The organism is Paenibacillus sp. SC116, from assembly GCF_024733555.1.
GTDB lineage: Bacteria > Bacillota > Bacilli > Paenibacillales > Paenibacillaceae > Paenibacillus_B.
The window spans coordinates 296050-321608 of the sequence record NZ_JANIOF010000005.1; the positions used below are offsets into that span (position 1 = coordinate 296050).

Annotated in this window: 22 protein-coding genes; 5 read left to right on the plus strand and 17 right to left on the minus strand. The window is 43.7% G+C overall.

All coding sequences use genetic code 11. The features are described from left to right. Window positions 1-9 precede the first annotated feature (9 nt). A complete protein-coding gene (gene pcp, locus NQ117_RS19625) occupies window positions 10-669 on the minus strand; it encodes a pyroglutamyl-peptidase I (protein ID WP_258279709.1) in 660 nt (219 codons plus the stop codon). Window positions 670-828: 159 nt separating this feature from the next. Here pcp and NQ117_RS19630 point away from each other — a divergent pair, with 159 nt between their 5' ends. The 3 genes from NQ117_RS19630 (at window position 829) to NQ117_RS19640 (ending at window position 5749) form a co-directional block, all read left to right on the plus strand. Beyond that, a complete protein-coding gene (locus NQ117_RS19630; protein WP_258279793.1) occupies window positions 829-1272 on the plus strand; it encodes a DUF441 domain-containing protein in 444 nt (147 codons plus the stop codon). A 493-nt stretch (window positions 1273-1765) separates the two neighbouring features. Next, a complete protein-coding gene (locus tag NQ117_RS19635) occupies window positions 1766-3505 on the plus strand; it encodes an ABC transporter ATP-binding protein (RefSeq protein ID WP_258279710.1) in 1740 nt (579 codons plus the stop codon). Between the two features lie 126 nt (window positions 3506-3631). After that, on the plus strand, window positions 3632-5749 hold the full coding sequence (locus NQ117_RS19640) for an ABC transporter ATP-binding protein (protein ID WP_258279711.1): 2118 nt from the start codon (window positions 3632-3634) through the stop codon (window positions 5747-5749). 164 nt (window positions 5750-5913) lie between these two features. Here NQ117_RS19640 and NQ117_RS19645 read toward each other — a convergent pair whose 3' ends face one another. From NQ117_RS19645 to NQ117_RS19715, 15 genes are all read right to left on the minus strand, one after another. Further along, window positions 5914-6126: a DUF2524 domain-containing protein gene (locus NQ117_RS19645; protein WP_258279712.1), complete on the minus strand. Its 213-nt coding sequence runs from the start codon at window positions 6124-6126 to the stop codon at window positions 5914-5916. Between the two features lie 125 nt (window positions 6127-6251). Beyond that, on the minus strand, window positions 6252-6389 hold the full coding sequence (locus NQ117_RS19650; protein ID WP_192025318.1) for a hypothetical protein: 138 nt from the start codon (window positions 6387-6389) through the stop codon (window positions 6252-6254). 159 nt (window positions 6390-6548) lie between these two features. Then, complete coding sequence (locus NQ117_RS19655) at window positions 6549-8318, minus strand: methyl-accepting chemotaxis protein (protein ID WP_258279713.1); 1770 nt, start codon at window positions 8316-8318, stop codon at window positions 6549-6551. A gap of 218 nt (window positions 8319-8536) precedes the next feature. After that, entirely contained in the window at window positions 8537-9334 is a 798-nt protein-coding gene (locus tag NQ117_RS19660) for an ABC transporter ATP-binding protein (protein ID WP_258279714.1), read from the minus strand. Next, a complete protein-coding gene (locus NQ117_RS19665; protein ID WP_258279715.1) occupies window positions 9334-10254 on the minus strand; it encodes an ABC transporter permease in 921 nt (306 codons plus the stop codon). Before NQ117_RS19665 ends, NQ117_RS19660 begins: the two co-directional genes overlap by 1 nt. Window positions 10255-10322: 68 nt before the next feature. Then, a complete protein-coding gene (locus NQ117_RS19670; protein WP_258279716.1) occupies window positions 10323-11357 on the minus strand; it encodes an ABC transporter substrate-binding protein in 1035 nt (344 codons plus the stop codon). 290 nt (window positions 11358-11647) lie between these two features. Beyond that, window positions 11648-13183, minus strand: coding sequence for a copper amine oxidase N-terminal domain-containing protein (locus NQ117_RS19675; protein ID WP_258279717.1), 1536 nt, complete (start codon window positions 13181-13183; stop codon window positions 11648-11650). 291 nt (window positions 13184-13474) lie between these two features. Next, window positions 13475-13942, minus strand: coding sequence for a class I SAM-dependent methyltransferase (locus NQ117_RS19680; RefSeq protein WP_309137896.1), 468 nt, complete (start codon window positions 13940-13942; stop codon window positions 13475-13477). An 84-nt stretch (window positions 13943-14026) separates the two neighbouring features. Next, on the minus strand, window positions 14027-14620 hold the full coding sequence (locus NQ117_RS19685; protein ID WP_258279719.1) for a pentapeptide repeat-containing protein: 594 nt from the start codon (window positions 14618-14620) through the stop codon (window positions 14027-14029). 29 nt (window positions 14621-14649) lie between these two features. After that, entirely contained in the window at window positions 14650-16008 is a 1359-nt protein-coding gene (locus tag NQ117_RS19690) for an MATE family efflux transporter (RefSeq protein ID WP_258279720.1), read from the minus strand. Between the two features lie 89 nt (window positions 16009-16097). Beyond that, window positions 16098-16928, minus strand: coding sequence for a MerR family transcriptional regulator (locus tag NQ117_RS19695; protein WP_258279721.1), 831 nt, complete (start codon window positions 16926-16928; stop codon window positions 16098-16100). A gap of 131 nt (window positions 16929-17059) precedes the next feature. After that, the gene (locus NQ117_RS19700) at window positions 17060-18559 is read right to left on the minus strand and encodes an FGGY-family carbohydrate kinase (RefSeq protein WP_258279722.1); all 1500 of its coding nucleotides are present in this window, start codon (window positions 18557-18559) and stop codon (window positions 17060-17062) included. Window positions 18560-18656: 97 nt separating this feature from the next. After that, complete coding sequence (locus NQ117_RS19705) at window positions 18657-19418, minus strand: NAD-dependent protein deacylase (RefSeq protein WP_258279723.1); 762 nt, start codon at window positions 19416-19418, stop codon at window positions 18657-18659. Window positions 19419-19575: 157 nt separating this feature from the next. Continuing rightward, complete coding sequence (locus NQ117_RS19710; RefSeq protein WP_258279724.1) at window positions 19576-20274, minus strand: bifunctional 2-keto-4-hydroxyglutarate aldolase/2-keto-3-deoxy-6-phosphogluconate aldolase; 699 nt, start codon at window positions 20272-20274, stop codon at window positions 19576-19578. Between the two features lie 25 nt (window positions 20275-20299). Next, the gene (locus NQ117_RS19715) at window positions 20300-21283 is read right to left on the minus strand and encodes a sugar kinase (protein ID WP_258279725.1); all 984 of its coding nucleotides are present in this window, start codon (window positions 21281-21283) and stop codon (window positions 20300-20302) included. A 315-nt stretch (window positions 21284-21598) separates the two neighbouring features. Between NQ117_RS19715 and NQ117_RS19720 the strand changes: the two genes are divergently transcribed. Then, entirely contained in the window at window positions 21599-22687 is a 1089-nt protein-coding gene (locus NQ117_RS19720) for an acyltransferase family protein (RefSeq protein WP_258279726.1), read from the plus strand. A 164-nt stretch (window positions 22688-22851) separates the two neighbouring features. Here NQ117_RS19720 and lepB read toward each other — a convergent pair whose 3' ends face one another. Beyond that, complete coding sequence (gene lepB, locus NQ117_RS19725) at window positions 22852-23412, minus strand: signal peptidase I (protein WP_258279727.1); 561 nt, start codon at window positions 23410-23412, stop codon at window positions 22852-22854. 385 nt (window positions 23413-23797) lie between these two features. Between lepB and ilvD the strand changes: the two genes are divergently transcribed. Next, a complete protein-coding gene (gene ilvD, locus NQ117_RS19730; RefSeq protein ID WP_258279728.1) occupies window positions 23798-25483 on the plus strand; it encodes a dihydroxy-acid dehydratase in 1686 nt (561 codons plus the stop codon). Window positions 25484-25559 lie beyond the last annotated feature (76 nt).

Here is a 25559-nt window from a genome sequence, read left to right on the forward strand (position 1 = left end):
GTACAATGCTTAAGATTCACCATGCAAAATACCTGCGCTCACCGTATTCAACTCTATTTCATCTATAGCCTCAATGCCCGCTGTCAACGCGCGGCGAATATATTCGAGCGACATGCTGGGCTTGCCTGGATGACGTACCGCTTGCTCTGGAATGAATGGAATATGTACAAATCCGCCGCGACATCCTTTTAATAACGGCTCTGTATCAATCATGTGCATTATCTTATAAAACGTAGAGTTACACACATATGTTCCAGCTGTATAAGAAACAGAGCAAGGAACACCCGCCTTCTGAATCGCTACTTTCATTGCCTTGATCGGCAGTGTTGTCCAGTATGCGGTCGGACCATCGACTGCTACTGGCTCGTCCATTGGCTGTGCCCCATCATTATCAGGGATTACAGCATCCATTCCATTAATAGCGACCCGCTCCAGTGTAATATCTGGACGTCCGCCTGCTTGGCCGACAGACCAAATAACATCTGGCGTTCCATGCAATGCTATTTCTTTTAATAGTTCCCCAGAGCGCTGGAATGTAGTTGGCAGCAGCAGTGCTTTCACTTCATAGGCTCCGATATGTTGGCCATCCAATGCACGAACAGCTTCCCATGAAGGATTAATCGATTCCCCATTGAATGGATCGAATCCAGTAATCAGCAGCTTTTTCATCCGTAGTCCTCCTCTATGTAACCCGTTATATATGATTCGACTATATATCCTTGATCATCTCACAGTGATATTTCGCAAGCAACCATTTTGCAATCCAGAACGAGTATGCTATCGTAAGTGCTAGCTAGAAAGGAGTTGTACGACGACAACATGACACAAATCGATACACCCGCGCTTATCCTGCTCATCCTAGCTGGACTTGGCTTGCTAAGCGGCAATTCCACCGTTACCATTGCGATGGTTATCCTGCTGCTGTTGCGAGTTACGCAAGCACATACCGTATTTCCATGGATTGAGAAATACGGACTTACGATAGGAATCATCGTCTTGACAATCGGTGTAATGGCTCCGATTGCAAGTGGCAAATACGATCTAGCGACACTTACAGCATCCTTCATGAACTGGAAGTCACTGCTTGCCATCGCTGTCGGCATCTTCGTCAGCTATCTTGGCGGTAGAGGCGTTGGTCTAATGTCCACCTCACCTACGATTGTCGCTGGCCTTCTTGTCGGGACAATTATCGGGGTCGCCCTATTTCGTGGCGTACCAGTCGGTCCGCTCATTGCCGCTGGCATTCTATCTATGTTTATTAGCAAAGGCTAATAACAACGCTCAATACGACTTTCGAAACTCAATAGTGGAAAAATGTTCCGAAAAACGGATTGACAATGTTTACATGCAGTGCTAGAATCAACAAGTCAGCTAAAGAAAACCTATTTTAAATTCTACTACTACATAACGAAAGGCAGGTGCTATCCATGTTGTTACTGAATCATATGGCGTTGGACGCCAACTATAACCCTAACTGCATACAGGAAGCCCTGCATATAAATGATACATCACTTTCTATCTAGGTAATCACCTTTCAATCGTTCCTTGTATAAGAGCGATTGAACCTTGACATTACCTTTTTAATCCAGTTGTGTCAAGTCATTTATCGGTTCGGGGCTTAACAGACCCGTACGTCTATATCTAATACGCACTAGGTATATCGTCTGCGACGGTATACCTTTTTTATATTTATTTACATGTGCGCTGAACCTAAACAAATGAGGATTATGCTCCAATCCTCTAACAGAAAAGGATGTGGGAATCTATGCTTTCGGTATTATCCAAGCTCAGTTGGTTTTTCAAAGAACATAAGTGGCGCTACATATTTGGCGTTACGCTACTAGTCGTCGTCGGCATCCTTGAGCTGATTCCTCCACGACTGCTCGGGCAAGCGATTGATGAGATTGTGTACGGTTCTATTACATGGGAATCACTCGCTGGCTATATTATGCTCAATGTTGTGTGGATGGTCGTTATTTATATTATAACCTACGGATGGATGTACTCTTTATTTGGGGCTTCATTCATTGTGGAACGGAAACTTCGCAGTCGCTTTATGCATCATCTGCTTAAAATGACACCCACCTTCTATGAGAAGAACCGCACTGGGGATTTGATGGCTAAAGCCACCAACGACATGCGCTCCGTATCTCAAACAACTGGTTATGGAATGCTTCTTATTACGGACTCAACGGTGTTTCTATTAACGGTACTCGTAGCGATGAGCGTCCTTATCCATTGGAAGCTTACATTAGCTGCCTTGCTTCCCCTTCCGATTATCGCGATTGCGATGAAAGTGTTCGGCAAAATGATTCATGAGCGCTATACGACTGCACAAGATGCATTCGGAGTTATGAATGACCAAGTGCTTGAGTCGGTTGGAGGCGTTCGTGTATTGCGTGCTTATGTGCAGGAGCGCAATGATGAGGCTCGTTTCCGTAACATTACACAAGATGTATATAAGAAAAATGTGGCGGTTGCCAAAGTTGACGCCTTGTTCGATCCAACCATTCGATTTGCGATTGGCCTTAGCTATATGATCGGTTTAGGTTACGGTGCCTATTTGATTATTCATAATGAACTAACAATCGGCGAACTGCTTGTGTTCAATATGTACCTGGGCATGCTCATCTGGCCAATGTTCGCGATTGGCGACTTAATTAATGTCATGCAGCGAGGCAACGCTTCCCTTGATCGAATTAATGAAACGTTGTATTACAAGCCAGACGTTGCAGATGCAGCATCTACACAAGATGTAACTCTTCCTGAGAAATTTGAGTGGAAGCAGTATCAATTCCGCTATCCATCTTCTACAGTGAATAACTTGGAAGAAGTCACATTGACGTTGTTAAAAGGACAGACGCTGGGCATTGTCGGCCGAACAGGAAGCGGTAAATCCACCTTCGTCAAACAATTGTTACGTGAATATCCGCTCGGAAATGGAAATATGCTAGTCAACGGTGTTCCGCTGGATACCATCCCACTCGACCGAATTCGCAGCTGGATTGGTTATGTGCCACAGGAGCAAATTTTATTCTCCAAAACCGTGGAACAAAATATTCGTTACGGTCATCAAGACGCAAAAGAGCAAGATATTATGCAAAGCATCGATATGGCTTCGTTCACACATGATCTTCCTACCTTGTCTCAAGGCACTCAGACGATAGTTGGTGAAAAAGGAGTCGCGTTATCTGGCGGACAGAAACAGCGCGTATCACTCGCCCGCTCTTTCATCTCTGATGCCGAAGTACTCATTCTCGATGATGCTTTATCCGCTGTTGATGCTCGTACAGAAGCAAATATTATTACAAACATACGGAATATGCGTTCAGGTAAGACAACATTGATTACGACGCACCGCCTTTCTGCGGTTGAACACGCTGACCAGATCATTGTGCTCGATGACGGCCGCATTGTTGAACAAGGAACGCACGAAGAGTTAATTCAACAAAATGGTTGGTATAAAGAACAATTTGAGCGTCAGCAAATCGAGTCTTCCCTATAAAACCGAAATATAAAGCATGCTGCTAATGAGAAAATGGTTGCGATGGCTCGACTTCATTGAGTTGGGCATCCACCAGAAGCGGCAAGCAGCTTACCATATTGCAAGCGACAGGAGGTACTACCTTTTATGCAACTCGATACGGAACAATCCGCTAAGCCCAAGCAAGTCGGCAAACGATTGTGGCAATATGCAATGCACTACAAAGGGACATTTATAATCTCCCTCATTATGCTTACCCTTGCGGTTGCAGCAGAATTAAGCGGGCCGTTCATTGCCAAGACGATTATCGATCGCCATATCCTTGGCATTGAGCATCCTTACTATAAGACGACAACTCCATCTAACGATAATGTCACCTATAACGGCAGCACGTATAAGCGTTCGGATCGTTTTGAGCCAGGTGAGACAAAAGGAGACGCACTTCATATTTTACAGGTTGGATACAGCTTCGTACTCGTAAATGAAGAAGTACCGAATCCAAAAGGAGAGCGCGCACTCAACGATGGCATACTGAAAATTACGACGAAGAATGGAGTATGGGAAGGCGCTGCTACCTCACTATCCCTGCAGCAAATGCTCGTATTTTATGAACCCGAAATTCGCGGTATTTTATACTGGATGGCGATTTACGGATTACTGCTATTCTTAAGTATTTTTATGAGCTTCGGTAAAATACTGGGGCTTCAGACAGCCGCTAACAAAGTTATCCGCAAACTACGCGGTGATGTATATGTACACGTACAGCGGTTGCCGATCCCTTACTTCGATAACTTGCCGGCAGGGAAAGTAGTATCACGTATTACGAACGACACCGAAGCAGTCAAAGATTTATTCGTTGCCGTGCTATCAAACTTTACATCCGGCATTATTATGATTACAGGTATATATGTAGCCTTGTTCATCTTGGATGCAAAATTAGCGTTAATCAGCTTATTGTTGGTTCCAATGATTATTTTGTGGATCGTGCTCTATCGCAAATTTGCTACGGGCTACAATATAGTAATCCGTTCACGCCTGAGCGAAATCAACGCAATTATTAACGAATCGATTCAAGGGATGCCTGTCATCCGCGCTTTCCGTCGCGAGAAACATACGATGGACGAATTCGAAAATTTGAATAACGACTATATGAAGCATCAGAACAAGATGCTCAATCTAAACGCACTTACGTCCCATAACTTAGTTAACGTACTTCGCAATATCGCATTTATTGCCGTACTTTGGTTTTTTGGTGGGGCGGCACTTAACGAAAGTGGAGTCATTACACTTGGTGTGCTCTATGCATTTACGGATTTGCTCGGCCGTATGTTCCACCCGCTTACGGGTATGGTGAACCAACTGGCGAACCTTGATCAATCCATCGTATCTGCTGGACGCGTATTTGAGCTTATGGATGAACCAGTTGAACCGCACAGCGATGGCTCCATGCCGCGCTACAAAGGTCATGTTGTATTTGACCAAGTATCATTTGCTTATAAAAATGATGAGTATGTATTGAAAAATTTGAACTTTGAGGCGAAGCCTGGCCAAACGGTTGCGCTTGTCGGTCATACTGGATCGGGTAAAAGTTCGATTATGAACTTGTTGTTCCGTTTCTATGACCCGCAGAAGGGACAAATTCGAATCGACGATCAAGTTATTACGGATGTACCGAAGCAATGGCTGCGTCAGCATATGGGTATCGTATTGCAGGATCCATATTTGTTCACAGGTACAATTGCATCTAATGTCAGCCTGAACGATCCATCGATTTCTCGCGAACAGGTTGAGGCTTGTTTACAAGCAGTAGGCGCAGACCGCGTATTGAAGCAGCTTCCAAAAGGTATCGATGAGCCTGTTATCGAGAAAGGAAGCACGTTATCAGCTGGACAACGTCAGCTTATCTCATTTGCTCGTGCACTTGCTTATGAACCAGCCATTCTTATTCTTGATGAAGCTACAGCCAATATCGATACAGAGACAGAGTCTATCATTCAAGACGCACTCGAGGTGTTGAAACGCGGAAGAACAACGTTCATTATTGCTCATCGCCTTTCTACCATTCGCAGTGCCGATCTTATTCTCGTGTTGCACCGTGGAGAAATTGTTGAGCAAGGTACGCATGATGAGCTTATCGCGCTTGGTGGACGCTATTTCCGCATGTATCAGCTGCAACAAGGAGGCAGCGTGACGGCTGACTCGTCTGCTGCGCAAGGAAGCAGCCCAATTGCGGCAAACGTTACTGCACCAGTATCACCAGCGTAATAACTAACAACGAGCACTTCATTAAGCTAAGCCATCCATATTTGAATGGCTGCGTGATTCCTACTTTCATACACGAAATAACGAAATATAGCAGCAGAGCTGGCCTTTCGGTCGCCCTGCTGCTTTTTTTGCATTCCTTCATAAAATGAAAAAACAAAAAAGTGCTAATTCAATCTGCATTTATTTTTAATAAAATGCAGTTGATTCTCTACGTGATTGAGCTGCTCTTGTATAGGCTGTGATGCTGCGGCTGGGTCAGGATATTGTGACTTCAAGGAAGCCAACTGCTCCTTTAATTGAGGCACATCATGATTCGCCTGTGAACAGTCATATTCACTACTTAAATCAGACAGAGATGAAAAGTTTTCTGTCATCATAGACTCCTATCTTTTTCCTTTGGCATTATTGCTGTCTGACGTGCGAGTCGTTTTGTTCTGATTAGCGTGACCTTGTTGTTTATTCGCCATGACGCATCATCCTCCTCAAATTAGCTGGAAAGTTTCTAAACTTCCTGCTTCGGAATGTTGTTTAAACTCGGGGCTCGACGGGCCGCCTTATTAGACTTGAGCGTAATACTTTTCTCAGTGAAACGCGATTTGTTCTGTAACTGATGAATTCGCTCTGCTCGATTGTACGGCATTAGCTTCACCCCCAATACATAGCCTGTCCAGAACCATTATGAATATCAGTGGAGGAAGCTGCGGGTACTGCCGACAATTACTAAGCATTTAACGTATCTCTCTGGCATCAAAAAATGCCTGAAGCCGCGATACGCAGCCCAGGCATCAATAGCATGTATTTACTGTTCTTCAGACAATCGGAATTGAGACAGCTGATGTTCAAGATCTTTACTAATAGTATGAAGGCGAGCAACCTCACTCTTCATTTGCTCCACCATTGTAGTTTGCTGTTCCGTCGAAGCAACAACCGAATTGGTGTAATCTGTACTTTGTAGTGCAATATCATTCAATTGGTCTAACGTAGCCATTACTTCTTCTGAAGCAGCAGACATCTCTGCAGAAACTTGACTGGTTTCTTGAACAAGGTTCGTAATTTGTTGGATAGCCTCTGCAATTTGTACAAAAGCCTCGTCCGCCACTTTCACGACGGCAAGTCCATCCGTAACCGCTCGCCGTTGATGATCAGCAGCCGTTGTCGTCTGTACATTACGTGCATGAATGCCGCTAATTAGCGTCATAATATGCTCTAATGAGTTCTTAGAATGTTCGGCAAGCTTACGCACTTCAACCGCGACAACTTGAAACCCTTTTCCATGTTCACCAGCACGTGCTGCCTCAATAGATGCATTTAAGGCAAGCAGCTCTGTTTGCTTTACAATACCTTGTATAAAGACAATCGCTTCACTAATCTCTGTTACGTGTCCTGTTAGTTCATTTAACGCAGTAAATGTTTGTTGTGACGCTTCACCAATTCGCTCCATTTGTTGAACCGTGCGGGTAATGACTTGACGACCTTCCTGCGTTTGTTGGGAGGAAGCAATCATCTGATCGGCCACGGTTGAAGAAGTTTCCGCCATCTGTGTCACGCCTGCTGCTATCTCAGTCATTGCTTGCTTGGTCTCGTATACACTTGTTTGCTGCATAGCTACGCCAGAAGCGACCTGCTGCATCGCTGCATTCACCTCTGCTGCTGACATCGATGTATCATCTGCTGCAAGTTCAAGTTTGGTAGAAGCAAGAGCCACGTCAGTGGACATATGTCTAACATCATGAATGAGCAAGCTTAAACGTTCAATCATGAGATTAAAAGATTCCGATACGCGTCCGACTTCATCTAATTTCTTAACTTGTAAACGAACTGTCAAATCCCCTGCCGCAGCCTTCTCAGCAAGCTCGCTCATATGCTGAAGCGGTCTAAGGCTCATGCGAATGTAGCCAGCGAGAAGAAGCAAGCTTGCAATACCTATTGCAGCTATAATCCCTAATGTTTCGAACAGAATCGCGTTCAGCTCAGCTTCAATGATGTCGTAATTAAACTCCATGCCGAGAATACCTACCGAATGACCTTGTTCATTTTTGATAAGGTGAAGCGCTGTCATTACATGACTATCACCAGCTTGATGATCGGATGAAATTGCCGTTCCTTCAACTTTCAGTTCATCCAATACCGCTACTATTTCTTTATCAACAATTAGGGTTTTATTTGGGGTGAGCCCTCGCTTCTCAAATGAATTGCTGCCCTGTACAATTTGAAATCCTGTTCCTTTATCTGTCTCCATTAGATCTGGGAGCACCACGAATGTGCTAATTACATCATCTTTTGTTAAAAAGTTTAACTTTTCTCGAATCATAACAAAAGTTGGATTGGTTTTAAAATCGATGTTCGTATTTTTATCTGATAACGTATATGAGGCTTGTCTTATTGAAGAATTTAATTCTTGAAGTTCAAGATCTACCATTACTTTTAACCGTTGTTCAAGAGAACTGACATACATACCTCGTTGGAAATTAAGTTCTCTTAGAAGCAACGTTGAGCATAATACTAGCATCGTAACGCTAACTACGATGATCATCCTAAACATAATACTGCTTTTTTTTCTACTTCTCATCTTCATTCTACCCCTTCTTCATCCGGCTAAAAATGATGCAGTCCTGACCACTTAACACACAGCGGACAAAATGCGACAAAATGTCACATATTGCAAGTATTGTACCATATTTAACCTCCAATTCAAGAGAGCGTTTACGCAAACAGGTCCTGATACTTATATTGCATACCCAGCAGGCTGCAACATAAGCATCAGGACCTATTCATTCACAACGTTTATTATCCACCAAGCACCACTCTATCATCTGCGAGCTTGACGCCACGAACCCGTTCAAATTCATACAGCAGCTTATCTACGGTCAGCTTCCTTTTTTGCTCGGCACCGATATCTAAAATAATCCGTCCTTTGTCCATCATAATCAGTCGATTGCCAAGTCGAATCGCCTGTTCCATATTATGTGTGACCATCAATGTCGTTAACTGATGTTCATGGACAATCTTCTCAGTCAATGTTGTAATCAGTTCAGCTCGAGCAGGATCAAGTGCAGCTGTATGCTCATCCAATAGCAACAACTCTGGCTTCATAAAGGTTGCCATCAACAGACTTAGTGCCTGACGCTCCCCACCTGAGAGCAATCCTGCCTTCGCATAGAGCCGATCTTCTAAGCCAATTCCTAGTGTAGCAAGCTGTTCCTTGAACCATTTCCGATCCGTACGCTTAACACCGATACCAAGGCCTCGACGCCTCCCTCGACGCTTCGCGATCGCCAAGTTCTCTTCAATCGTCATCGAAGGTGCCGTTCCAGCCATCGGATCCTGGAATACACGTCCGATAAAGCGACTACGGGCATGCTCAGGCATAGACGTTACAGACTGATTGCCAATGGAAATCGAACCGATGTCAGGTAACAACACACCGGATATCAAGTTCATTAATGTGGATTTGCCAGCACCATTACTACCGATAATAGTGACAAATTCACCTGCTCGCAGTTGGAGGTTAATATGAGACAAGGCAAGCTTCTCGTCAGGGGAGCCTGGGTTAAATACTTTACACACTTGTTCAATATGAAGCATTAGCCTTCCCCTCCTACTTTCATCATCTCCACAGCACGCTTGCGGCTAACAGCTTTCTGTTTCATATTTCCTCTAATTCTAGGCAAAGTTAGGGCAAAAATAACGATCAACGCCGTTAATAGCTTCAAGTCTGTAGAATCCACTTCCATCTGCAGCGCAACAGCCAAAATTAATCGATACAATACGGCTCCTAGTAGGACAGCAAACGTTACTCGTGCTATCGTTCGCTTGCCAAAAATCGCTTCACCGATAATCACAGAGGCAAGACCTATCACAATCATTCCTACGCCAGATTGAAGGTCTGCATACCCTTGATATTGAGCAACTAAGGCACCGGATAATGCTACAAGTGCATTTGACAAGCTTACGCCGACAATAATAGTAGAATCCGTCTTAACGCCAAAGCTGCGAATCATGCGGGCATTATCACCTGTAGCCCTTAACGCTAGTCCGATATCCGTTTTCAGGAACCAATCGATAATAAATTTGATTATGAGCACCAATCCACCGACGACTGCGATAAACGTGAAGCCCTTTTCCAGCGATGAAAACAACGTCTCTTGGTTTAATAATCCGATATTAGGTTTGCCCATTATGCGTAAGTTAATGGAATGCAGAGCGATCATCATTAAAATACCTGATAGCAAGGGATTAATCTTTCCCTTCGTATGAATGAGTCCCGTCATCATACCTGCAAGCGCACCACCTGCAACAGCCAACAAAGTCGCTGCCAGTGGGTGCAGTCCAGAGCTAATTCCTATAGCCGCAATGCCCGCTCCTGTTGTAAAGCTTCCATCAACCGTAAGATCAGGAAAATCTAATACTCGAAACGTTACATAAACGCCAAGTGCCATAATGGCATATAACATGCCTAACTCAAATGACTTATACATTGCCGTCCAAAACCCTGAACTTAGCATAATATGCAACCTCCCGACGATGTTATGTCAACGTGTAAGCCCGCTTAGCAAGTAAGCGGGCCGCTTCATTATTCGAACAAATTGCCTTCCTTAACGCTCTTCTTCATATCATCAGTTACCGTAAATCCTTGTTCAGCAGCTGATTTCATATTCAACGCTAGATCCAGTTCTTTTGGCACCTGAACCGGAATCTCAGCAGGTTTCTTGCCGTTTTTCAATATATCTACTGCCATCTCTCCCGTTGCATAGCCGATATCATAGTATTCAAAGCCAAACGAGGCAACCCCGCCGTTTTTCACGGAATCTTTCTCAGCCACAAACAAGGGAATGTCCTGCTCATTAGCAACTGCAACGACTGTGCTTAACGAGCTAACGACGGTATTGTCAGATGGAACGTAGATCGCTTGTACTTTACCAATCAACGACTCAGCCGCTTGCTTTACTTCCGAGCTGTTCGTAATAGGAGCAACCACCACTTCAAGTCCTTGCTTTTCTAAAGCTTCTTTTGCTTGTGTAATATTTGTAACGGTGTTTTGCTCTCCTTCATTCGCAATAATGCCAACTGCTTTCGCATCAGGAATTGAAGTCTTAACAAACTCCATTAATGTTGATATCGCTTCTGGATGCAAATCAGTTGTACCTGTTACATTGCCGCCAGGCTGCTCCATACTGCTGACCAGTTGACCGCCAACCGGGTCCGTTACCGCTGTAAAAAGAATAGGAACATCTTTAATCTGCTGAGCTGCCGCCTGGGCAGACGGTGTAGAAATCGCTAATACAAGATCCTTGTTGTCACTAGCGAACTTCTGTGCAATCGTACTCGTATTGTTAATATCGTTCTGTGCATCCTTATAGTCGATCTCCAAATTAACGCCTTCTTCATAGCCGTTATCTTTCAACGCTTGCACAAATCCTTTTCTCGCTTCATCCAAAGAAGTGTGTTGAACAATTTGTGTAATCCCAATGGACACTTTATCGGCAGACTTCGATTCACCTTGCTGTTGCCCACCTTCCACACCATTGCTCTTGTCGCTGCATGCTGTCGTTAGCAACAATAATATCGCTGCGCATATAGCCCAGCCTGATAATCGCTTGTTTTTCATTCGATCCGATCCCCTCTCACTTTTTCGCAATAAAGCATAAAACCTGTAACGCTTTGTAGTGTTATTGAATTATTTTATCTATCATTTTTTCCAAGTCAAGACAATCTACTATTAATTATGGAAATAAATGTATCTTAAGGCGAAATAATATTTCTATCACACAATAAAAAAGCCCAAGTTGACTCAACCATAGTAGGTTAGGATCAACTTGAGCTCACATGTAATTGAATTTTTGATGAGTCTAGCAAAATTGCTAATCGCCGTTCCATTCACAATTTTGCTATGGTCAATTAATTACGATCGAGAAGAATAAACTTTCCATATTCATAATTCTCGAATTTAGCTTTGACATTGAGGAAATCAGCAACCTCAACCAAAGGAACATATACCGTACCCTTAATTAGTTTAGGTGCATTCTTCAATGCTACAGCTTTGCCATCCACTTGCGCGGATTTGCTGTCAACTTTTAAAGTAATTACTTTTTGTGTGATGTCATCCACGATACGAATCTGTTTCTTGCTCTTATCCCATTTCACATCTGCATCAAACGCTTCTGCTACATAGCGAAGAGGAACGAATGTTTTTCCTTTTTCTACGATCGGACGTGGATAATCATATCCCCAATCTTCGTATCCATCTTCCTCAAGCAGAGGCAAAGTTAAATATTTGCTTGTAAATCCAGTTTCCAACATGAATTTATGAATGTCTGAGCTGGAATCAAAATGACGCAGCCAATCCCCTGGCGTAAGATTAGAATCTGTTGCTTTTAGCGCTTTGGACGTATCCAATGTATCAACTGAAACCGGCTTGTTCACATTGCGGTATTCCGCTGATTGCTTAATTTGAACACTTGTAATCGGGAAATCACTGTCTTGCGGAAGTGCAATATTGAATTCACTCAACATTTTGTGTGTAGTCAATTCGGAGTCAACGAACCAATCCACCTTCATGTTCGTGTCTTTGCTCATCAAAGGCGCGAAATTAGGAAGGTCTTTCAGCAAGTTCTTCCATTCTTGCTCCACTCCATCTACAGCCTTAACACCATTGTCCTTCAACCAGCTGTATGCTAGGTTAGCAGATGTTTCACTGTTCTTAATAAGCAATCCAACCTCAGTACTATCATCCATCGTCTTCATCACTTCGCCAAATGTCGTAATGACATCTTTCAGCCATGCTTTCGTACCTGCTTCATCAGCGACTACAGATTTGATCAAACCTCGTGTCCAATCAAATGTCTCATTCGCACCGAACTCTGCATGGATACGATTCACATTCAGCTTCTGATCAAATACCGTTTCCTCAGTCGCCTTTACATCTATTACTGTCGGATTAGGCGCATGTTTGACAAAGAACGAAACGAATTTTTCTTGGAATTGATTTTGAACAGCCGGGCTCAAAATAGGCATGTCTTCCAAATCGAATCCTTCCATTCCTTCAGGCACAAACGGTACAACGATTGGAGCTTTCGCACCATCAACATGAACCGCCATTTGCTTGCTGTCAACTAAGATATGGAACCCTAGTTTCTTATCCTTTATGTATGCTGTTCCTTTAACCGAGACGTTATTGCTATCCTGAACTTTCGATACTGTTTCAATGCGAGTACTGTTAATCAAATCAACAATTTCACGTTGTTCCTTTTCCATCTTCGCATTCGGCGCTACATTAATCTTAATAGCAAACGAACCTTTGCTCTCTAGTGATTTCACAGTTGCAAGCTGTTTGAGAGCTGTCCCAACCTCTACTCCTCCTACCGCTTGACATCCTGTCAATACGATTAAAAGTGTAGCCAATAATAGCAGTAATCCTTTGCGCAATCGCATCATCTTTCTCCTCCCCCGATATAGGTTTATCAAAAATAACCTTATACCGAATATTATGGCATGAACAATAAAGAGAAAGAAAGACTTTTATTGCCAACACAAAAAATATAATTCATTAACAAAAGTTAACTGCTGCAAGGGATCCATTTCATCAAGCATCGTATTTACCCAATCTTCCTCATAAGTGTATAAATAAATTGACGCTAATCTAAACTGGAAACTTCTATTTCCTCAACTCAGTACGCTGCACTATACAAAAAAGCTAGCCCCTTTCAAAATGAAGGAGCTAGCTGCCTATTCTACTTTATATACATAAACTTTCGTGCGATAAAGATCTCGACATTCTACAATTTTCTCTGGCGTCCAGCCTGGCAACGCAAAGCAAACGCTGATCACACGCGTACCTGGTCTCAATTCACGATGGAAAATCGAACCCAACTGCTGCATCGCACCAGGATACAAGTAGCAGACAACCATATCCGCATCAACGTACGACCTCGTATAGATATCCCCTTTTTGAAAAGCAGCGCTAGTCCTCGATTCCTTCCCTAAGCTAATCCACGCCAGCAGCTGCGATACGCGTAAAGGAAAAGGAGAATTCTCTACTCCGACAACTCGCCAACCTTTGCAATGCTTCGCCAAATGTATGCCCAACGTCCCCCAGCCAGAGCCTGCTTCCACGATAAGTCCGTTATAGTAAAGCTTATTCAGCTTATTCACTTCATTCGCAACGGCTCGACGTACTGGCGCTGACGAAGGCATAGGCGAAATTCCATTTCTCCAGCTAGTCCATACAATAGAAAGAAGGGAAAGAAGGCAGAACACGACTAATAGGAATGATACCATTTATTTTTCAACCAACTGAATATCCATGCTATAGAGCAGCGAAGTTGCTTCAGGCATCATAAACTTAGCTTTGCTGATCCGATTGGAACCGGGGTCAATCGAATAATTCACAGCATGACGGAGGTCAGCACCCGTTAAATTGGTATTGCCGAATAAACTTTCAGAGAAATCCGTATAGCGCATGTCTGCTTTGCTCAGATCAGCTTCCCGGAAATCCACATCTTTCGCTAGACAATTATTAAACAAGCATTTTTGTAAAGAAAGCCCTATAAAAGTAGAATGACTCAAAACACTTTGTTCAAATCGCAGCATACCTTGTCTGCTCAATTTCGGCCAGCACGCTTCTGTCCAGTTCAAACCAATAAGCTTGGAATCCGAAAAACGGGCATCTGTAAACTCACAGTCAACCATCTTAATCATATTCAAATTACATCCTTCAAACACACAACCTGAAAACCTACAATCGATAAACACCGTCTCGCTAAAATCACATTTCGTAAAGGTGCAATCGTAAAATTTGACGGAACGTAGTTCCTGCTGTTGATAATTAAGTTCTCGAAATTGCTCATCTTCATACACTGCTTCAGTAAACAACAACTCTCCACCTTCCTACACACTCATCCTTAATTAGACTTTTGTATGCTCAATCCCGCTCCGATTCGACGATTCATAATAACAACCCATACCATCGTTAGAGCCTCAGCTGCTACTGGAACAAGCCAAATTCCATTTACCCCTAACAAGTTGGGCATAATCCACAACAAAGGTATGACAAGTACCAGCCCACGGCTTAAAATGATCATCGTCGCTTTACCCGTCTGCCGGATCGATTGATAGTATTCAGCGTACACGATATTGAAGCCTAAGAACAAGTACTGCAAGAAGAAGAGACTAATTCCCGTAATGGTAAGCTTGAGCAATTGCTCAGACTGAACATCAAACATCATCACAATGTATTCTCCAAAGAACATTCCGACGATAATAGCAATCACCCCAAACAACAATGCTGTTTTTACAGCAATTTGCAGGGCAGCCTTTAATCGCTCAAACAGCTGCGCTCCATAATGGAAACTTACCAAGGGCTGCAATGCAGCTCCGACGCCAAAGAAAAGTAATAAAGTCATCGAATGAATACTATTTACGACAGCAAAGGCAGCTACACCCATTTCGCCCGCAAACGTAATAAATGCAGTATTAAAACCGATTGTAATGATTGCAACGGACATTTCCGTCATAAAGCTTGGAAATCCAATCATGAGAATATCTTTGACAACTTTCCATTCAAATTGAAGCTTCGTCCACTTCAGAACACTTTTCTTCCGCAGGAAATGCGTCAGCAATACCATAAATCCAATGGCTGCAGACAATATCGTCGCTAAAGCGGAACCTCGTACACCCCAACCATATTCGAAAATAAAAATATAATTAAATATAATATTCAATACAGCCGTAGTAACGAGACCCATCGTTGCTAATCGTGGATTTCCATCATTCCGAATAAAAATGCTAAGCACATTCTCAAGCACATAGATAACTCCAAATGTTAGCAAAACTTCTAGATACTCCAGCGTATATGGCAATATGACATCATTAGCTCCAAATATATAAGCCAGATCTTCGATTTGCCACAAGCACAGCGACATTAGAACACCGACAATGACAATAGCTAACGTTATCGATTGTGAAAATATCGACCTTGCACGTTCGATATTATTTTCCCCCATCGCGATCGAATATAGAGTTGCTCCCCCCATACCAATCCATAACGAGATAGAGAAAATAATCGAGAAAGCCGGCAATGCGATATTAACGCCTGCGAGTGCGTGCGCTCCTACACCGCGACTAACCATGACCCCGTCAATAATAATGTTGATGGACATCAGTACCATACCAAGTACCGTCGGTATTAAATAACTAACGAACAATTTATTAATGCTTTTCGTTCTTAAATCCTCATGTGCAATTGCTCCTGCTCCTGCCATTTTGCTAAATCTCCTTTACATCTTGTTGACCTATGACAGTGTAAACCTTCAAGTAACTTGAAGGTCAAGGGGATATAGTCAGGTTTTTTCTACCGCTCACGTACAGGTATTTGAATCTCCGATATGTAATCATTTGGATTGTTCGTCATCGATAAATCAATGAGCCCTTGTTCAATCGAATCCCCCATTACCTCGTAATTTTGCGCTTCAATCGCTTGTAGTAAAAGGTCATACGTTTCTTTTGTTTGGTCATAAGGCCCTTGGTGATAGGAACAGGCGAATACTCCCTCTTCAATGACATGTCGATTCTCAATCAAAGGCGACATGTCATTCACGTTAATAAACACACTATTGTAGGCTCGATAATTGCCTTTTAATAAGCCTTCTTTTGATACCGTAACTCCAATGGCACCAACAAATAGACTAACATCATGCAAATGGGCGTTGTTTTGCAGGGAGTATATGTAATATTCCATCATTTCATCCGTTGCATCGGGAGTGATCGTTACCGATGTGATCATTCTCTTTGGAATTCGCTTGAACTCAACCGTATGTGACGTCCCTGTCATCGCTTGTGTCATCACACGTATATTATGGTCCATTTTCGCAATCGTAAGTGCTATTTCTTGCTGCTTTTGTTCCAAAAGCCTTTTTTGCTGCGTCAAAATATCCAATGTTTTTGCTGGACTACGCTCATCTACATACTGTTTAATCTGTTTCAGAGAAATACCTAGATGTCGCAGAAATTTAATCGTATCTAACATAAAAAATTGATCAACCGTATAGTATCGATACTGTGTCTTCGGATCAACAATGGAAGGATGAAAAATCCCTTTTTCATCATAATAACGCAGCGTTGATTCGGGTATACGATGCATTCGTGCCATTTCGCCAATCGTAAGCTTTGTATTTGTAAACATGTCGCTCCTCCGGTTGTGTAACGTACAAACTTACTACTATTCTTATCGTTCTTATCGATAATAACGTTCATTCACGTAAACAAAAGGGCATCTCCAAGGAGACGCCCTTCCAGTGTCATTCGCACATACGATTACTCTATATTGGGCAACTGTCTCAAAAACGCCGCCGTTGGTTCGTATCTCTGAGCATAAGCACGTTGATAGCGCTCATGTAATTCCGCTCTCGCTTCAACACGCTTCGTTCCTCGCTGTTCGATGAGACGCTGAATAGCTGCTCCATCTGCTATATGTCCTGTGCCCAACATAGCTGTATACGCGGCTCCAAGCAGTGTAGCTTCATCTACTGTTGGAACGATCATTGTTGCGCCCGTTACATCCGCTTTCATTTGCAACCATGGCTCCGCACGTGTTCCGCCACCTACAGCACGCATTTCGGTAATGGATTGATTACATACACGTTCCCCGCTGCGTCGGATCATCTCAAGTTGATAAGAGGTCCCTTCACATACCGCTTGAAGAAGTTCCGCTTTACCATGGTTATTACTTAGCCCGATAAACGCCCCACGAGTATTGGAGTTTGGATGAGGTGCCCCGCTGCCGCTTAAATAAGGGAAGAACATCACATCACAAGGATATCTTTCCGCTTGCGTCAATAATGCTCTGACTTCATCATACGATAGCGCTTCATCCCCAAGCTGGCGTCTTATCCATTCTAAAGATCCACCCGATGAAGGATTTCCACCCATCCAGAAACGCAATCCCGGAATAACATGATAACCATACGATAATCCCGTCTGGAAATCTTCTTCCCCAAGCTTAGTTGGCTCCATCAATCCAACCAATGTCTCTGCAGTCCCCATCGAAGCAAATACGTCGCCTGGAGCTACAGCTCCAACCGCTAAGGAAGCACATACATGATCATGTCCACTGACAGCAACAGCAGGTGCTGAACTTAGTCCAAGCGCTTGCATGAGCTCCGGCTTTACTGAACCAAGCGGCGCCCCACTCGGATATACATCCGGGAACAAGTCTGGTGATAAGCCAAAGTTCTGAATCCATTCACGATCCCAATCATTCGTGCGCATGTCGTAGACAAACGTTCGCGTAGCCAAGGAAGGATCAAATGCCATTACTCCACTGAGACGGTAAGCAATAAACCCTGACACAGATACCCATCTTGCATCTCGGAACATGTCAGGATCTCGGTCATGCAGCCACAATAATTTAGGCAGCCCATGCTTGAAAGACAAATGCAACCCGCTGCGCTGGAATAACTTCAACCGCTCATCAGCCTCACGCACTCTCTCTGCTTGCGGTGTTGAACTTGTATCAAACCATGGCAGCAAAGGAGATTGTATAGCACCGCTGTCTTTATGTAGAAGAAGTCCACTTTCCGCCATGCTAGCAATTCCAATCGCAGCAATGTTCGCTCCTCCATGCTGCTCAGTCAACTCTCGAATCATCTCGACGACATCGGTCCAAAGCTGTTCGGCATCATAAACGACGTACCCTTCCCCAGTATCCTGAGTCAGCGTTGGGCGGCTAACAATGCCCACAACCTCTCCGTTCTCCTCGAACAAACCGACTTTGCGATTCGTCGTTCCAAGATCAATACCTAGCATTCTCATCATCTTGTCCACTCCCTAGTTGTTGCTTTCTCTACGAATTTAATTTGTATAACATGTCTTAGAACTTTAGAACTTTAGAACTTTAGAACTTTAGAACTTTCTATAATCGCTTAAGCGCCGCTTCCAATAGAAGTCCAGATGAGTGGTGGAATACAGCATCTGCTTCATGGTCAAATGGTGTACTTGTTCGATTAATAATAACAGTAGCAGCTTGACTACCCATTTGCGCAAAGCTTGCAGCTGGCTGCACGGATAAAGATGTCCCTGCAATAATAAGCAAATCCGTATGTTGAACATAACGAACTGCATCCGCAATTACTTGCTCATTTAGTGTTTCACCATATAGCACAACATCAGGCTTCAGCACTCCGCCACACGCTGGGCAATGTGGAATGACGCTCTCACTTTCCAGTACGGTCGCTAATGGGTAGCGCTTTCTGCATGATAGACAATCATTACGATGCACGGAACCGTGAAGCTCAATCACTTCTTTACTTCCAGCCGCCTGATGAAGTCCGTCAATATTTTGAGTAATGATGGCTTGAAGCTTACCCTGCTGCTCCAATTGAGCTAATACATAATGCCCCATATTCGGCTTCGCCTCAGGATGAATCAGCTTATCACGATAGAACGTATAAAACATCTCTGGATCTCGGTCATAAAAAGGTCGACTCACCATAATTTCAGGAGCATGCGGGTATACTTGTTGTTCGGCAAAAACCCCATCCTGTGAGCGGAAGTCTGGGATACCACTCTCGGTAGAAGTACCCGCCCCTCCAAAAAATACGATGCGACTGTGTTCGCTTATATATTGGGCAAGCTTATCAGCAGCCTCATCAAATGAGTAGGTTCGGCTTGGCATTCCTACACGCATCTCCTTTATCACTTCAATTTACTCGTATAATTATACATCGAACCGTTGCAAAACAAAAAAACTACAAAAAAGATGCCGATCAAGGTCAAATTACTGCAAAAGACCTCAAACGGCACCATTATGTCTGTATATATAAATGACTGATTTAAGAACGTACCGCAACCTCAGTTTTGGCTGATAATTCAGCTTTTGCCTGATCATAAGCTTGTCTATAGCGCTCAGCTTGCTTGCGCACATGGCTCATGTCGCCAGTAGCAACGGCTTCCTTCGTAAGATCAGAACCGATACCAACCGCAACAGCCCCTGAACGCAGCCATTCGCCAATATTGCTAACATTTACTCCGCCTGTCGGCATAAAGTTCGCCTGCGGAAGCGGTCCTTTCAGTGTTTGAATGATAGACGGTGCAAACATATTTCCGGGGAACAGCTTTACAATATCAACACCAAGCTCCAACGCATGCTGCACGTCCTTAATCGTCATTGTGCCTGGCATCATCGGTACTTGATACAAATTGCATATTTTAACCGTCTCGGGATCTAGTGATGGACTAACGATGAAATCGGAACCTGCCAGCATGGCAGCACGGGCAGTAGCGGGATCCAATACCGTACCCGCTCCAATAATCGCATAAGGGCGATCAGACTGTGGATCAGATGAATACTTCATACTAAGCTGTTCAATCGCTCGCAAAGCATGTGGAACAGTCAATGTAATTTCGATGACTCGAATGCCGCCTGCTATCGCTTGCTCTGCCATTTCAACAACTTGCTCGTAACTGTCAGCTCGAAGGACAGCAACAACACCTTCGGCATGAATCGCCTGTAGAAGTCTAATCTTGTTCATCAGTTAAGCACTCTCCCTTATCCATTTATCTCTCAATATGTATCGAATTCGTCAAACTAGCCTGCACTTGCTTCCAAGTAGGAAGCGCTTCCCAATCACCTACTGCTTGGACAACCATTGCCCCTGATACATTTCCTAGCTGTACCGCTTCAACAGGCTCATAGCCGCGCAGCAATCCTGACAATACGCCTGCGCAGAAAGCATCTCCAGCGCCTACGGTGTCGAGCACATGCTCGACAGGCTGATACGGAACCTCGTCCACTTGAGAACCGCGAACGACATAGTTCACACCGCGCCCCTGCTCGATGCCGCCTTTCACAATACACACCGCGGGAATCATAGCCAGCTGCTTGAAAATATGACGCTCATCATCCGTATTATAGAGCAGCTTTAATTCATCGAGCCCAGGTAAAAAATAATCGCACTCATGAGCCAAAGGCAGAAGCCGTGCTCTTGCTTCCTCAATAGACCATAACTTTAAGCGCAAATTCGGATCAAAGCTGACTTTGCGTCCCGCATCCTTAGCTATACGAACAGCCGCCTCAACTGTGCTGGCACAGTTATCATTCAAGGCGCACGTAATCCCTGTCACATGGAGCATGCGTGCCGATTGAATAAACGACGCATCCAGCATGTCAGGCTGCAACGTGCTTGCAGCAGAATGCTTCCGATAGTAGTAGACAGATGAACGGCCGCCTACCGACTCTCGCAGCATAATACCAGTTGGCGAACCCCCGATATGCTGCACACGTGAAACGTCTACACCCTCGCCACGAATGGCTTTCACAACATAATGTCCATATGGATCATCTCCGAGCAAGCTCATCCATGAGGAACGATGTCCTAACCTAGACAATCCAATAGCTACATTACTTTCAGCACCGCCAAATGACTTCTGAACGGTAGAAGCATATTCAAGTCCCCGTGAATCAGCCGCATGCAACAGTACCATCGATTCACCTAACGTGACTAACTCTAGTTGATCACGATGAGACAACGTTTCGATCATGAGAGACAACCGCTCCTTCCACGTCTTGGATATAGCTTAAGTGTATCTCTACCAAAAGTTACCGTCAATCTTTATCCTTGCCCTCTTATATGAAATCTCACAGCTGTAATTCAATAGGATAATAGCTTTCATCGTTTTACTTCGTTCTTGCAACATTCCTCGTTCAAAAAAATGTCATAAGGTATATTGATCTATTCAGGATCTTTGTGACATCGATCACAATCTATTGCACCATCCTATGGTATCTTGTGGATATAGAAAAACAAATACAGCATCACGCGTGAAATAGGCCGCATCCTAGAGGAGGATCTAACCATGTGGCTTCGCTATGTGCCTCATCGCACGCGAAGTAAAGTGCCGACGATCTCACATGGGAGTGGAGAGACATTCGGCCTCAACTTAAGATTTATGCTTATTGTCACCGTCTTTATTGCGAATGCGATTGAGCCGTTAATCAACACCATGCCTGAGATGAAAGCCTTGTTTTTATGGATATTTACTTTCCATATGCCGCTCTTTGTCGGTGTTACAGGCTATTTTGCAAGAACGAATTTGTTTGGACCTCATGGCAATCGAATTTTGAAGCAAATCGCCTTGCAGTATGTTCTGTTTCAATCTATTTACTCTGTATTGGATATGACGCTGTTTCAAGTTCCTGGCATTACACATTCATTCTTTATTCCTTATTTATTGCTATGGTTCCTTGTCGGTCATGCCGTTTGGAGAATCGTGTTGCGGAGCTTTATTCGATGGAATGTACGTTATCCAATTTGGGTAGCTGCAGCAATGGGTGTGTTTATAGGATTCATTCCTTTTGAAGGAGATTGGCTAGGAATTTCCCGTACATTCGTGTACTTGCCATTTTTTATTATCGGATACTATTTTCCTTTCAACACACTAGCTCGATGGTTCGTTACACCTATTCGTTTTATAGCTGCAGGCATATCTGGCATTTTGCTTATCGCACTATTTCAATTGCATCCCTATATTGATCCTACGTGGCTTATGAACAGCTTTACGTATGAACAATTAGGATGGGAAATCAATTCGCTTGCCATAATGATGCGACTATCTATTTACACACTGGAACTACTCGCATCGGCGGCATTTCTAGCATGGGTTCCTACTCGTAAATGTGCGATTACCGATTGCGGACGACGAACCTTGTATGTGTTTCTTATACACGGGCTGCTCATTCGATTTGCTGAATATTTTGGACTCTATAAGCACATCGATTCGAGTATATTGGCAATCTGTCTCATATTCGTATCTGTAGGATGTACGATTGTTCTTACCCATCGTTTAGTAAAAACCGTTTGTCATCCATTAATCGAACCAAATGGAGAAGCTGTATTTGGCTGGATTCGCCCGTATCCAAGGCGACGACGCATGAAGCATAGTTAGCCTCCCCCCGCTAACGCTTTCCCTCAATGCGTTGCAAGTTATGCCAGTCAGATGCTTCATATATAATTCACACGCTTCACTCCTGCAAAGAAGACACGGATTGCTCCGTGTCTTCTTCTTTGCTTGCAGCTGAATCTGTTCATTCGAGCCTATAGCCTATTTGGTTATTTAATAAGTTCAATATCTTGGAGCGGCCAAAAGACTAACTCTGCCCGCCCTACAATTTCATCATAGCTTACAAAGCCTACGGATGGATCGCGACTGTCTTCGCTCTTGGAACGATTATCACCCATTACAAATAATGTATTTTCTGGGACCGTTTGTTCTGCAAAATCTATGAAATTATAAGGTGTTCCTGCCTTGTTCGCTTGTTCGATGGCTTCTTTTAAATACGGCTCATCGAACAACTTGCCGTTTATATAAACCTGATCTCCTTCTACTCGTACTTTTTCTCCAGGCAATGCAATGACTCGCTTAATATAATCAGGACCTCGTTTGGATTGAAAGATGATAATTTCTCCTCGTTTGGGCTCTGTAAACTGATAGAGCAGTTTATTCACCATTACCCTCTCACCTGTGTAAAGTCTAGGTTCCATGGAATACCCATCAACAATGGAAGGTGATGCGATAAACGACCGCAGTACAAAAAAAATGACAGCAGCGAACAAAATGGCTTTAGCCCATTCCCATACTTGATTTTTAGCTTGCGCATCCTGTTTATTCATTATTATTCACGGTCCTCTCCATTCGGAATTCGATTTCTCGACCTACATACCAGCAAGACAGTACTAACATTTTGAATTGCTGCTTATTATTGAGTAACATACAATATGATATTTTAAGAGATTACGAGATATAGCTAACAAAATGATAACTACATTTATTAGATTTTATTACATAAATTATGGTATCAACTAAAATGGTCAGTGTCAAATGTATCCTAATCGTATATCTACATCTATATAGGCACTTCTTTCTTTGTCATTGTATCGATCGTTTCTATCGCGATTTTCCAGCTGTTTTTTGGTAGAAATTACTCATTAGTTGTGATAGACTCAATAGAAATATATGCACCAATGCAATAACGCAAAGAAGTGGAGGATATTGGATATGAAAGCCCCTAAGATGCGTTCAGACATGATCAAGAAAGGTTTCGATCGCGCCCCTCACCGCAGCTTGCTGCGTGCTGCTGGCGTGAAGGAAGAAGACTTTGACAAGCCGTTTATTGCTGTATGTAACTCGTACATAGACATCGTTCCTGGCCATGTTCATTTGCAGGAATTCGGTAAGATCGTAAAAGAAGCAATTCGTGAAGCTGGCGGTGTTCCGTTCGAATTTAACACGATTGGTGTTGACGACGGAATTGCGATGGGCCATATCGGTATGCGTTATTCCCTCCCTAGCCGAGAAATTATTGCAGACTCGCTAGAAACTGTAGTATCCGCACACTGGTTTGACGGCATGGTGTGTATCCCTAACTGTGACAAGATTACTCCGGGCATGATTATGGGAGCATTACGTGTCAATATCCCTACTGTATTTGTAAGCGGTGGGCCAATGAAAGCAGGTAAAGACTCCAACGGCCGTTCGATTTCCTTATCGAGTGTATTCGAGGGCGTGGGAGCGTTTCAAGCTGGTAAAATAGATGAAGCAAGTTTAACGGAACTTGAGCAATATGGTTGCCCTACTTGCGGCTCCTGCTCTGGTATGTTTACAGCTAACTCTATGAACTGCTTGGCAGAAGCAATGGGTATTGCTCTTCCAGGCAATGGTACGATACTAGCAGTATCTCCAGAGCGCCGCGAGTTCGTTAAGAAATCTGCGAAGCAGCTTATGGAACTGATCAAATCCGACTTGAAACCACGTGATATCGTGACGAAGGAAGCAATCGATAATGCGTTCGCAGTCGATATGGCGATGGGTGGTTCAACTAACACCGTCCTGCACACACTCGCTATTGCGATCGAAGCAGGTATTGACTATCCAATTGCTCGTATTAATGAAGTAGCCCAGCGTGTACCTCATTTGGCGAAGATTGCTCCAGCTTCTGATTATCATATTGAAGATGTTCATTTGGCTGGCGGTGTTAGCGCTGTACTTAACGAACTGCTCAAGAAAGAAGGGGCTCTGCACGGCGATTGTATAACGGTTACAGGCAAAACATTGCGCGAGAATGTGCAAGATTCACCTATTCAAAATACAGATGTTATCCATACATTAGATAACCCGCACTCTGAGCGCGGCGGCCTAGCTGTCCTATTCGGCAACTTGGCTCCTGAAGGTGCTATTATTAAGGTAGGAGCAGTTGATGCTTCTGTTGGCGGACGTCATGTCGGACCGGCTATCTGCTTCGACTCACAAGATGAAGCGCTCGCTGGTATCGCAAATGGTCTTGTAAAAGAAGGCCATGTCGTTGTCATTCGCTACGAAGGACCTAAGGGTGGCCCTGGTATGCCAGAAATGCTCGCACCTACTTCACAAATTGTTGGTATGGGCTTAGGCGCCAAAGTCGGACTCATCACGGATGGACGCTTCTCAGGGGCATCTCGCGGCATTAGTATCGGGCATATTTCTCCTGAAGCCGCTGAAGGTGGACCGATTGCTTTCGTACAAGATGGAGATATTATTGATCTCGACCTTCATAACCGCAAGATCGAGCTACAAGTATCGGATGAAGAATTAGAGGCACGTCGTGCTAATTGGAAAGACTTTGAGCCGAAGGTTAAGACTGGCTATCTAGCTCGCTACTCTAAGCTCGTTACGAATGCAAGCCAAGGTGCCGTACTAACAATTTAACGAATCATACAGCACTCCTATATAATAGAAGGGACCTGCTGACTTGTAGAAATTTTCTACCTGTCGGGCAAGTCCC